This is a genomic window from Gemmatimonadales bacterium, from assembly GCA_030697825.1.
GTDB lineage: Bacteria > Gemmatimonadota > Gemmatimonadetes > Gemmatimonadales > JACORV01 > JACORV01.
Genome location: JAUYOW010000117.1, coordinates 1 through 10,871 on the forward strand (window position 1 = coordinate 1; position 10,871 = coordinate 10,871).

The following is a 10,871-nucleotide window of genomic DNA, read 5'->3' on the forward strand; positions in this document are numbered from 1 at the left end:
CGCCTGTTCGTCGCTCCCCGCTCCTCGCTCAGCCTCACCAACGCTGCCGAGGGCGGTGCCCGGGAGATCATCCGGATCTTGGTCGCCGACACCGGCGTCGGCATTCCCTCCGAACTCCTCCCCCACATCTTCGATCCCTTCTTCACCACCAAGGAGAAGGGGACGGGCCTCGGGATGGCCATCGCCCACCGGATCATCGAGGACCACAACGGGGCTATCGAGGTCTCCTCCCGCGTCGGCGAGGGAACCACCTTCAGACTGACCCTGCCGGTCCAGGCTGCGAACGTGGAAGCTCCCGCCCCGCCTCCCTCCGAGGCGGTCGCGCCCCCCCCCTCCAGCGCCCGGCAGTCCCCGCTCCCGCGCCCATAACCGCCTCCCCTTCCCCCTCCGCCTCCGCCCCCACGCCCTCGACCGCCACCTCCACGCCCGCGGCCCACAGGACCAGGCGGGCCCAGTCTCGGCCCGTCGTGTCGTACACGCCCCCCGAACGCCGCGGCCACCGCACCAGGGCCGCGAGCACAGCCTTGGAGCTGTACCAGATCGTGCCGATGACGAGTGCTACGAGGAAGGGGATGGTGCGCACCGTCAGCCCCGCGGGAAGTGGTCGAAGCCGGCTGGAAGCGAGACCGCGTGGCCACCCGATGTCGCACGCAGGCCGAGCGTCTCCTCGAAGACACCGATGACGGTGACCGCCACTGGCGCGTGCGAGAGGTCCTGGTCGGTCACGTCCGCTGGGAGTGCCGCGAGCAGCTCGTACTCCTCCCCGCTCCGCGCGGCGAAGCGCCAGGCCGGCTCACCCAGCCGTTCCGCGGCGGCCGCGGCGGCGGCCAGCACGGGGATGCGATCCACCCACAACGATGCGCCGACTTCCGAGGCGGCAAGCAAGTGCCTGAGATCTCCGACCAGCCCGTCGGAGATGTCGATCATCGCCCGCGCGCGGTGAGACGCGAGGAACCTGGCTACGGCGTGGCGCGGCGCGGGCCGCGCGAACCGCGCGCGGGCCTCGACCGAGGGGTGGTCCCCAGCCTGCCACGCGGAAAGCGCCGCCAGCGGTCCGCCGAGTGAGCCGGTCACGACGAGTCGGTCCCCCGGCCTCGCACCGCGCCGCGGCACCGGCGCCGGCGCGCGGCCGATGACGCAGCAGTCCAGGAGCAGCTGGTCGGCGCGGGAGAGATCGCCGCCTGCGATGAGCGCACCGGCATCCGCGGCCGCGTCTCCCACGCCATCCGCGATCGCGTCCACGACAGCGTCGCTCTCGTCTGCCGGGATCCCGAGCGAAAGAAGCAGCACCATGGGCTCCGCGGCCACCGCGGCCAGGTCGGACAATGCGGCTGCCGCCGCACGATACCCGATCTCCGCGGGTTCGATCCAGTCGCGCCGGAAGTGTACGCCCTCGACCGACAAGTCCACCGAAACGGCCAGGATCTCGCCGCCGGCTTCGATCAGCGCGCAGTCGTCGCCCAAGCCGTGCGCGCGCTCGCGCCACCGCTCCGCCATCCGCCGGATGCGGTCGAACTCGCGGCCGGGCCCGAGAGGAGTGTCAAGCATCGCGAGGCCGTTCCGCCCCGATCACGGGACCAACACACTTTTCGAATACCTCACCAGCCCCACCGGCGTCGCCACCCACACGTGGTCCCGGCCCGCGGCGATGTCGCTCACCGGCTGAGGGACATCGCCGGGCAAGGTGAGCGCGTTCCACACGTTGCGCGCCGGCTGGAAGAACGCGAACCCATTGGTGCCCGCGATCCAGAAGCCGTCGCGGTCGGCTGCCATCGCGGTGATCCGCCCCACCGAAGGCCCGGGTGGATCCAGGACCCGCCATTCTTCGCCGGCGCGCACCGCCAGACGCGACTCCGTCGCGACCACGAGCGTCTCGGCCTTGATCGCCAAGGCGACGACCGGCTCGCGGAGCAGGAGCGGCCCCACTACCGCCGCCGGCCGCGCATCGCCCGGCAGAATGGCTTCGAGGCCGAATGCCGATCCGATCCACAGCGTGTCGGCGCGGTAAGCCAGCGCGAGCACGGCGCCATCGCCGCCCACCGGCGTGACCGGCGTGCGCGCTCCCGAATCCGGCGCGAACGCGAGGCCGCGGGAGGTGCCGATCCAGACGCCACCGGGCGCCGGGGCGAGCGCCCGCGCGTCGTCGGATGGGAGGCCGTCGCGCGTGACGAAGCGCCGCAACTCGCCGCTCCGCCGCTCGATGCGAAGCGCACCCTGGTCGGTGGCGGCCCACAGCGCGAGCGGCGTCATGACGAGCCGCCGCACCACGTTCCCGGGCAGCCCGGCGAGCCCTTGGCCCTCGTAATAGGAGAACGTCGTCAGGTCGTCACGCAGGCACGCGATGCCGCGCCTGCCTCGGGTGAAGCGCGTGTCGCTCCCCGCGCACACCTGCCCCTGAAAGACCGCCACGCCGCCGGCGGCGAGGCTTGGCAGCCCGGACTCGAGCCGGTCGAGCGCGTAGGTCGCGAGGTCCAGGCGGAAGACCCCGTTGCCGCTGGTCCCGATGAACACTTCGTTGGTCACGGGCACGGTCGCGGCGGCCGTCATCGCGTAGGTGCGCAGCTGATCGTCGCGCTCGATCCGCATGCGGACCACGTCGAGCGCCGGCGCGCGGGCGAGGAGCTGAGACATGGTCAGCGAGGCCAGTCGCCTTCCCGGGGCGGGCACGTCCAGGGCCCGCTCGGCGGCAACCCCGCCGCGCGGAACGAAGTACCACCCGCCACCCGCATGGAAGTAGGCGCCGCGCGAGGGATTGCTCGCGTCGAGCGCGACCTCGTCCACCGCGCCGGGCAGCGGACCGGAGTCCCAGCGACGGCCCAGCGGCTGGTACGATATCCAGCGTCCCGTCGCGCCGAGCCATGCGGTGTCGTCGCCGGGGTCGGCGGCCATCGCGGTGATCGGTCCGCCGGGGAAGCCGTCCATCGCGCCGAGCGTCTCACGCCAGGCCATGAACGCGCGATCGTAGACGGCGAGGCCCTGCGGCGTAGCGGCGTACACGACCGCGCGGGTGGCGGCGAGGGCGGTGACGCGGGAGAGGTCGGTGACTAGGGCGCGGTCTTCGGGGCGCCACAGTCGCGATGGTGCGATCTGGGCGAGGATGGATGAGACAGGGGAGAAATGTGAGAAAGGGGAGAAAGGGGAGAGAGGGGAGAAAGGGGAGAGAAGGAGTAGGGCCGCCAAGCGCCGTCTCCAAGTCCTAACCACCTCTGCCCTGCTCTCCTTCGTCCGCATCGCCGTCAGTGCACTGCCGGCGGCTCGAGCCTCGCCAGCACCGGAGGATCCACCGACGGTCCCTTCTCCGCCAGCTCGCGCCAGAGCGGGCTGAGCACACCGAGGAGGTCGTCCGGGCGCAGGGTGCGCACCGAGCGGTGCTGGGCCACGTCCTCCGCGGCGCGGCCGTGTACATGCGCTGCCGCCGCGCCGGCGATCTGCGGGGGCGCGCCGCGCGCGAGCCAACATGCGGCCATCCCCGCGAGGACGTCGCCGGTTCCGCCGGTTGCGAGCCCGGGGTTACCCGACGCGCTGACGAGCGGCGGCAGCTGGGGCGCGGCGATCACCGTCGGAACGCCCTTGAGGAGCACGCACTGCCGCACCCGGTCCGCCGCGGCGACGGCGGCGCCGAACGGGTCGCGGCGGGTCCGCTCCGCCAGGTCGGGGAAGAGCGCGGCGAACTCGCCGCGGTGCGGCGTGAGCAGCGCGCGGCGTCCCGTCAGCAGGCCGCGCAATTCGTCGGCCGCGCCGCGGAAGGCGTGCAGGCCGTCTGCGTCGATCAGGATCGGGCAGGTCGTGCCGCGGATGACCGCGCGGGCGAAGGCGTCGCGCGCCGACCCGCGGCCCAGCCCCGGGCCGAGGACCACGGCGTCGGCCCATTGGAGCGCCTCGGCGACCGCGTCCTCACCCGCGTCCACCAGCGCGGACGGCACGGCCATGATGTCGGGGTTGCTCGCCTGCGACGCGCGCACCGTCATCTCGTGCGCGACCATCTTCACCAGGCCTGCGCCCGAGCGCTGCGCCGCCTTGGCCGAGAACACCGCGGCGCCCGCCATCCCCTCGTTGCCGCCCACGACCAGGACGCGGCCGCGTTCGCCCTTGTGCATCTCGGCGCTGAAGGGCGAGAGGACCTCGCGCAACCAGCCGTCCGTCACCATGCCGGGCCACGCCGGGTCGGGCGGCGGGAAACCCACGTCGGCGACGACGATGGCCCCACATACGGTGCGCTGGAGCAGGTGTCCGCGACGGAACGCGCCGAAGGTCACCGTGAGCGCCGCGCGCACGCACGGCGCGTGCACCTCGCCCGTCGTCAGGCAGAGCCCCGTGGGGCCGTCCACCGCGACCACCGGGACGTTGAGGCGCATGATGCGCTCGACGCAGGCGGCCGCTACGTCCTTGGGCGCGCCCCGCGACCCGGTGCCGAGGATCGCGTCAATGGCGAGGCCCTGGCCGCCCCAGTGGTCGTCCGGACCCCCGAAGCGCACGCCATACATCCCCGCGAGGATGCGGTTCTCTCCGTTGTCCGGCGACGTCTCGCCGGGGACGGGAACGCAGGTGACGGAGACCCCGAGCGCGGCGAGTGCGCGCGCGGCTACGTAGCCGTCACCGCCGTTGTTCCCCTTCCCGCACACCACGATCACGCCGTCGCCGAGGTGCGCACCGAACTCCCGCGCGACCAGCGAGGCCACGGCGCGACCCGCCGACTCCATGAGCACGCGGCTCGGGATCTTGGCGAAGTCGCGCGCGAAGCGGTCCCACTCGGCGGCTTCCGCCGCCGACAACACGGGCACGACACTCATCGCACTATCACTCCCGCGTATCCCACGGTCTGGCGGTCGTCACCGGTCACCATCCCCGAGTGGCTGTAGTGGATGAGCTCGCCCTTCGTCGCGCCCAGGAGCCGCGCCGCGTGAAGGACTGCGGCGGCAGGCACGCGCCCGCACATCGTGACCCGGTGCTTCTTCGTGACCTCGAGCAGCGCCTCGCCGTCGAGCCGCTCGATGGGCTCGAGCGCGAGCCGGTCCTTCGCGCCGCCCACCTCCGCCGACTCGTAGTGGTTCATGTCGGAGCTGGCGACCAGCAGTACCGGCTCCGTCGCGTCCCGCACGACTTTCGCGAGCGCCTCGCCCAGGGCCCGGGTGCGCGGCCAGTCGTCCCAGCCGAGGACGATCGGAACGACCATCACGTCCGGGCACCGCGCCATGAGGAACGGCAGCTCGACCTCGACCGCATGCTCGCGGAGGTGCGCGTCCGGGTCGTCCTCGAGGAACTGGCAGGCCGCGAGGAGCGCCGCCGCGAGGGTCTCGTCCACCGGGACCTCTCCGGCCGGCGTGACCAGGGTACCGACCGCGTACACGCTCCCGGCATGGACCGCCTTCCCGGCGCCGGTGTGGTTGGGCCCGACCACGATGCAGCGCCGCGGCACGTCGACCCGCGCGAAGACCTCCGCGGCGGTCCGACCGGAGTAGACGTAGCCGGCGTGCGGCGCGATGGAGGCGATGGCGGGCGACGGCGCGGCCTCGACGTCACCCAACAGCGATTGGACGGCGGCGAGCAGCGCCGCGGGCTGCGCCGGATAGAAGAGACCGGCGACGGCGGGGTGGCGGATGCGCAAGCGACTACTTGTGCGACTGGCCGATGGTGCGGCCGAACGAGATCTCGCCGTTATCGATGCGGATGTTGAAGCCGCACTCCGGATTGGTACACACCCAGGCCTTGTAGGTGATGGGAGCGCCGTCGCGCCCGTAGTCGGAGAGCGGGATCAGCATCCCCGCTGAACATTTCCTGCACGGGGGCCATTCGCGTTCCATGGCAGCCACCTCCTCCCAGCGCCGCTACACCCGCCTGATTTCCTCCCGCCAGGCGCCCCAGGGGTATCCCGCCTCGAATGCATCCGAGAAAGCGTAGATGCCGATGAAGTCCTCGATGCGGTCGGTCTCCTGCGCCTTCAGCAGTCCCACCTCGATGAGCGTGAATACGATCTCGCCGATGTCGCTGGTGGCCAGGATGCCCCAGTGCTCGAGGACGGACCGGGCGAGCAGGCCGTACTGGTCCCGCGCGAAGTCGCGGCAGGCGCCCGCCAGCTCCTCGCCGGTCACGTGCCGGCGCTCCGCCAACCGCCCCTGGTGGTACTCGAGCGCCGCCAGCACGAAGAGATAGGCGCGCTCGTCGTAGCGGCCCGAGCGGTCGCGGATCCGCGCCAGCACGTCGTCGGCGAACTCGAGCTGGCTCAAGCGAGCCCCTGGACGGTCTTCATGATCATGGGCACAACCTATGTACCAACGGGGAAGCGGGTCAAGCGAGGAGGGCCGCCGGGCGTGCCGGCAGACCGTAGAGCGGGAACCGCTCGGCCAGCTCCAGCACCTCACCCTTCACCCGTTTCAACCCGGCCTCGTCGGCGCGGCCCGTGATGGCGCGGTCGATCAGCCCGCCGATCGTCCGCATCTCCGGCTCCTTCATGCCACGGGTGGTCAGCGCCGGCGTGCCGATCCGGACCCCGCTGGTCACGAAGGGTGACTGGGTGTCCCCGGGCACGGTGTTCTTGTTGACGGTGATCCCAGCGCGGCCGAGGGCTTCCTCGACCTCCTTGCCGGTGAGGCCCTTGGCGCGCAGGTCCACTAGCAGGAGGTGGGTGTCCGTGCCACCGGAGACCAGCGCGTACCCGCGCTCGATGAGGGCGTCGCCGAGGGCGCGTGCGTTGGCGACGATCTGTCGCGCGTAGTCCTTGAACGACGGTTGGAGCGCTTCGCCGAAGGCGACGGCCTTGGCGGCGATGACGTGCATCAGCGGACCGCCCTGCGAGCCGGGGAAGATCTCCTTGTCCACCGTCTTGGCATGCTGCTCGGTGCACAGGATCAGGCCGCCACGCGGGCCGCGCAGGGTCTTGTGGGTCGTGCTGGTCACGATGCCGGCGTGGGGCACCGGCGAGGGATGGACACCGGCGGCCACCAATCCGGCGAAGTGCGCCATGTCCACGACCAGCACCGCGCCGACCTCCCTGGCGATCGCGGCGAACGCGGCGAAGTCGATCACCCGCGGATAGGCGCTGCCGCCCACGACGATGACCTTGGGCTTCTCGGCGCGAGCCAGGCTCTGCACCTGGTCGTAATCGATGATCCCGGTGTCCTCCCGCACGCCGTACTGCACGGCGCGGAACATCTTCCCCGACTCGCTGGGCGCCGCCCCGTGGGTGAGGTGGCCGCCGTGGCGCAGGGCCATGCCGAGGAGGGTGTCGCCCGGCCGCATCACGGCCAGGTAGGCGGCGAAGTTGGCCTGCGATCCGCTGTGCGGCTGGACGTTAGCGTGCGCCGCGCCGAAGAGCTGTTTGGCGCGCACGATGGCCAGCGTCTCGACCTCGTCCACGATCTCGCAGCCGCCGTAGTAGCGCTTGCCCGGGTATCCCTCGGCGTACTTGTTGGTCAGGGACGAGCCCATGGCGGCGAGCACCGCCGGGGAGGCGAAGTTCTCGGAGGCGATCAGCTCCAGGCCTTCGGCCTGGCGCGCCGTTTCGCGGGCGATGATGGCGGCGACCGCGGGGTCGGAGGCGAGGAGGTCGGGGGAGGGCTCGACGGGGTTCATGGAGGTCATACCCAGGTCCTCTTCAGCTTCCCCACCGCGGCGATCCGACGCTCGGCCAACCGGTCCGCCGCTCGGTAGGTCGGAAGCCCCTCCTCCTTCGCGAGCTCGAAGACCTTGAGCATGGTGTCGTAGATCTCGCCCGCCTTGCGGTGGGCGCGCTCCGCCGACCACCCCTCCAGCTCGCCGTTCACGTTCATCAGCCCGCCCGCGTTGATCACGTAGTCCGGCGCGTAGAGGATGCCCCGCTTCTCCAGCTCGTCGCCGTGCCGCGGCTCGGCCAGCACGTTGTTCGCGCCGCCGGCGATCACCTTCACCTTGAACTGCGCCAGCGTCCTGTCGTTCACGACCGCGCCCAGCGCGCACGGCGCGAAGATGTCGGCCTCCACCCCGTAGATCTCGTCCGGCCTCACCGCCCTCGCCTTGAACTCGTCCACCACCTTTTTGACCTTCTCCGCCGCGATGTCGGTGACGACGAGCTTCGCGTCCTCCTCCGCAAGGTACTGGCAGAGGTAGTAGCCCACGTGGCCGCACCCCTGCACCGCGACCGTCTTCCCCTTCAGCGAGTCGCTCCCGAACTTCGAGAGGGCCGCAGCCTTGATGCCGCGATAGACGCCGTGCGCCGTCACCGGCGAAGGATCCCCCGAGCGGCCCTGGAGCCCCACCACGTGGTCGGTCTCGAGCTTGATGTAGTCCATGTCCGGCGGGCTGGTGCCGACGTCCTCGGCGGTGATGTACCGCCCTTTCAGCGACTCGACGAACCGGCCGTGGGCCCGGAAGATCGCCTCGCGGTCGATCCCCTTCCCGTCGGCCATGATGACCGACTTGCCACCGCCCAGGTTGACCCCGGCGACCGCCGCCTTGTAGGTCATCCCCTTGGAGAGACGCAGCGCGTCAATGACCGCTTCATCCTCGGACGCGTACTTCCAGTAGCGCGTGCCCCCCAGCGCCGGGCCGAGCGTGGTGTTGTGTATGGCGATCAATCCGCGATAGCCGCTCGAGGGCTCGTGGCAGAACAACAACTGCTCGTGGTCGTGCTCGGCCAACAGCTCGAAAAGCTCCATTGAAGCGTCCGGTCTCCGTTAGGCGTTCGCCAGCAGCTCGCGCGCGATGATCACGCGCTGGATCTCGGATGTCCCTTCATAGATCGTGATGACCTTGGCGTCCCGCATCAGGCGCTCGACCGGGTAGTCGCGCATGTAGCCGTACCCGCCGAAGACCTGCACCGCCTCGGTCGTCACCCGCATCACCATCTCGCCCGCGAACAGCTTCGCCATGCTGGTCCACGCGGCGCTCTGGTCACCGGCGTCGTGGCGCCGCGCAGCCTCGTAGAGGAGAGCGCGCGCCGCGGCCAGCTCCGTGGCCATCGTGGCCAGCTTGAACTGGATGGCCTGGTACTGCGCGATGGCTTCTCCGAACTGCTTCCGCTGCTTGGCGTACGCAACGGCGTGCTCGAGCGCTGAGCGCGCGATGCCGCACGCCTGCGCGCCCACCCCCAGCCTCCCACCGTCCAGCGCCTGGAGCGAGTAGATGAAGCCGCGCCCCTCCTCGCCCAGCAGATGATCGGCCGAAAGCTTCAGGTCCTGGAAGAAGACCGACGTCGTGTTCGACGCGCGCAGCCCCATCTTGTCCTCGGGCTTGCCGACCAGGTAGCCGGGTGCGTCCGTGGGCACGATGAATGCGCTGATGCCGTGTGCCCCGCGCCGGTCGCCTTCGCGGTCCGTGCGCACCATCGCGACCACCACGCCCGCGGTGCCGCCGTTGGTAACCCACGCTTTGGCGCCGTTCAGGACCCATCCGTCGCCCCCGCGTACGGCCTGCGCGCGCAGGCTCGCCGCGTCGGAGCCCGACTCCGACTCCGAGAGCGCGAACGCGCCCAGCAGCTCGCCCCGCGCCATCGGCTTCAGCCAGCGCTCCTTCTGCGCTTCCGAGCCGTTCCGTAGCAGCATCTGCGTGGGGAGCGAATTGTGCACCCCCATCGAGATGGCGGTGCTGCCGTCACCCGCCGCGATCTCCTCCAGCGCGAGCAGATACGTTAGGGTGTCGAGGCCGAGACCGTCGTACTCCTCCGGGATCAGCATCCCGAAGAAGCCCAGCTCGGCGAGCTTCTGAATGACGTCGCGCGGGAAGTGCTTCTCGGCATCCCAGCGCGCGGCGTGCGGCGCGAGGTTCTCGCGGGCGAAGTCGCGTGCCAGCTCCTGGATCTGGCGCTGGGTGTCGTTGAGCGTCGCGGTCATGAGTGGGGGTAGAACCCTCGTCCCGTTTTCCGTCCCAGGTGTCCAGCGGCCACCATCCTCTTGAGCAGCGGGCAGGCACGGTACTTGTCGTCGCCCAGCCCCTCGTGCAGCACGTTCATGATGGCCAGGCAGGTGTCGAGCCCGATCAGGTCGGCGAGGGCCAGCGGCCCCATCGGGTGGTTCATGCCGAGCTTCATCACCGTGTCGATGGACTCGGCATTCGCCACGCCCTCCATGAGGCAGAAGATCGCCTCGTTGATCATCGGCATCAGGACGCGGTTGGAGACGAAGCCCGGATAGTCGCTCACCTCGACCGGCGTCTTGCCCAGTTGCCGCGCCACGTCCATCACGACCGCCGTGGTCGAGTCGGAAGTTGTCTGACCTCGTATCACTTCGACCAGCGCCATCACCGGCACCGGGTTCATGAAGTGCATGCCGATGACGGCCTCCGGCCGCGACGTCTTCGCCGCCAGGCTCGTGATCGAGATGGAGCTGGTGTTGCTGGCGAGGATGGCGGTCTTCGGGGCGAGCCGGTCCAGCTCGGCGAAGAGGGAGAGCTTGAGGTCACGGTCCTCGGAAGCGGCCTCGATCACGAGCTCGCCGTCCGCCGCCGCCAGCTCGGTCGAGGTCGTGATGCGCGCGAGGGCCGAGTCGCGGTCCGCCTCGGTGGCCTTACGCTTCGTGATCTGCCGGTCGAAGTTGCCGCGGATTGCCGCCAGGCCCTTCTCGATCGCCGTAGCGGATACGTCCACGAGTTTCACATCCCAGCCCCGGTGCGCGAAGACATGGGCGATGCCGCTGCCCATCTGCCCCGCGCCCACGACCGCCACCTTCTTCACTCGGCCGTCCCACCGAATGCGACGAGCGCGCTCAGCGGAGCGCGCGCGCGGTGGGGAGGAGGCGCCGGATAACCAGCGCGGCGACGGCCACCTTCAACAGGTCTCCCAGGATGAACGGGACGAGTCCCATGGCGATCGCGCTTTGGGCGCTTCCGGTGAGCACGAGGAGCTGGGCCGCGCCGCCGACGTGAATGGTGACGATGCCGGCCAATGCGGCGAGGGTGGAACG

At 70.7% G+C, this 10,871-nt stretch carries 12 protein-coding genes; 1 reads left to right on the forward strand and 11 read right to left on the reverse strand.

Features of this window, described 5'->3' with window-relative positions; translation table 11 throughout:
* Positions 1 to 369: ATP-binding protein (locus tag Q8Q85_06080; protein ID MDP3773820.1), on the forward strand; the 369-nt coding region annotated here is incomplete at its 5' end.
* 216 nt (positions 370 to 585) lie between these two features.
* On the opposite strand, the gene thiL is transcribed toward Q8Q85_06080, so the two are convergent.
* The 11 genes from thiL to Q8Q85_06135 form a co-directional block, all read right to left on the reverse strand.
* Positions 586 to 1,548, reverse strand: a complete 963-nt coding sequence (gene thiL / locus Q8Q85_06085; protein ID MDP3773821.1) for a thiamine-phosphate kinase — start codon at positions 1,546 to 1,548, stop codon at positions 586 to 588.
* A gap of 21 nt (positions 1,549 to 1,569) precedes the next feature.
* Entirely contained in the window at positions 1,570 to 2,997 is a 1,428-nt protein-coding gene (locus Q8Q85_06090; protein MDP3773822.1) for a hypothetical protein, read from the reverse strand.
* Positions 2,998 to 3,236: 239 nt separating this feature from the next.
* The gene (locus Q8Q85_06095) at positions 3,237 to 4,790 is read right to left on the reverse strand and encodes an NAD(P)H-hydrate dehydratase (GenBank protein MDP3773823.1); all 1,554 of its coding nucleotides are present in this window, start codon (positions 4,788 to 4,790) and stop codon (positions 3,237 to 3,239) included.
* Positions 4,787 to 5,605: an AmmeMemoRadiSam system protein B gene (amrB, locus tag Q8Q85_06100; GenBank protein ID MDP3773824.1), complete on the reverse strand. Its 819-nt coding sequence runs from the start codon at positions 5,603 to 5,605 to the stop codon at positions 4,787 to 4,789. The genes Q8Q85_06095 and amrB overlap by 4 nt, the downstream gene beginning before the upstream one ends.
* A gap of 4 nt (positions 5,606 to 5,609) precedes the next feature.
* Positions 5,610 to 5,801 carry a hypothetical protein gene (locus Q8Q85_06105; protein MDP3773825.1) on the reverse strand — a complete coding sequence of 64 codons (192 nt, stop codon included), beginning with the start codon at positions 5,799 to 5,801 and terminating at the stop codon, positions 5,610 to 5,612.
* Positions 5,802 to 5,825: 24 nt separating this feature from the next.
* Positions 5,826 to 6,224, reverse strand: coding sequence for a hypothetical protein (locus Q8Q85_06110; GenBank protein ID MDP3773826.1), 399 nt, complete (start codon positions 6,222 to 6,224; stop codon positions 5,826 to 5,828).
* 61 nt (positions 6,225 to 6,285) lie between these two features.
* The gene (gene glyA, locus Q8Q85_06115; protein ID MDP3773827.1) at positions 6,286 to 7,578 is read right to left on the reverse strand and encodes a serine hydroxymethyltransferase; all 1,293 of its coding nucleotides are present in this window, start codon (positions 7,576 to 7,578) and stop codon (positions 6,286 to 6,288) included.
* Positions 7,575 to 8,630, reverse strand: a complete 1,056-nt coding sequence (locus tag Q8Q85_06120) for a Glu/Leu/Phe/Val dehydrogenase dimerization domain-containing protein (protein ID MDP3773828.1) — start codon at positions 8,628 to 8,630, stop codon at positions 7,575 to 7,577. The genes glyA and Q8Q85_06120 overlap by 4 nt, the downstream gene beginning before the upstream one ends.
* 18 nt (positions 8,631 to 8,648) lie before the next feature.
* On the reverse strand, positions 8,649 to 9,803 hold the full coding sequence (locus Q8Q85_06125) for an acyl-CoA dehydrogenase family protein (GenBank protein MDP3773829.1): 1,155 nt from the start codon (positions 9,801 to 9,803) through the stop codon (positions 8,649 to 8,651).
* Positions 9,800 to 10,642, reverse strand: coding sequence for a 3-hydroxybutyryl-CoA dehydrogenase (locus Q8Q85_06130; GenBank protein ID MDP3773830.1), 843 nt, complete (start codon positions 10,640 to 10,642; stop codon positions 9,800 to 9,802). The genes Q8Q85_06125 and Q8Q85_06130 overlap by 4 nt, the downstream gene beginning before the upstream one ends.
* 31 nt (positions 10,643 to 10,673) lie before the next feature.
* Positions 10,674 to 10,871: biotin transporter BioY (locus tag Q8Q85_06135; GenBank protein MDP3773831.1), on the reverse strand; the 198-nt coding region annotated here is incomplete at its 5' end.

What these genes read in the sequence shown, in the direction of transcription:
- Q8Q85_06120 (MDP3773828.1), bottom strand. Translation starts at nt 8,630, where the DNA reads ATGGAGCTTTTCGAGCTGTTGGCCGAGCACGACCACGAGCAGTTGTTG.
- glyA (MDP3773827.1), bottom strand. Translation starts at nt 7,578, where the DNA reads ATGACCTCCATGAACCCCGTCGAGCCCTCCCCCGACCTCCTCGCCTCC.
- thiL (MDP3773821.1), bottom strand. Translation starts at nt 1,548, where the DNA reads ATGCTTGACACTCCTCTCGGGCCCGGCCGCGAGTTCGACCGCATCCGG.
- Q8Q85_06095 (MDP3773823.1), bottom strand. Translation starts at nt 4,790, where the DNA reads ATGAGTGTCGTGCCCGTGTTGTCGGCGGCGGAAGCCGCCGAGTGGGAC.
- Q8Q85_06105 (MDP3773825.1), bottom strand. Translation starts at nt 5,801, where the DNA reads ATGGAACGCGAATGGCCCCCGTGCAGGAAATGTTCAGCGGGGATGCTG.
- Q8Q85_06125 (MDP3773829.1), bottom strand. Translation starts at nt 9,803, where the DNA reads ATGACCGCGACGCTCAACGACACCCAGCGCCAGATCCAGGAGCTGGCA.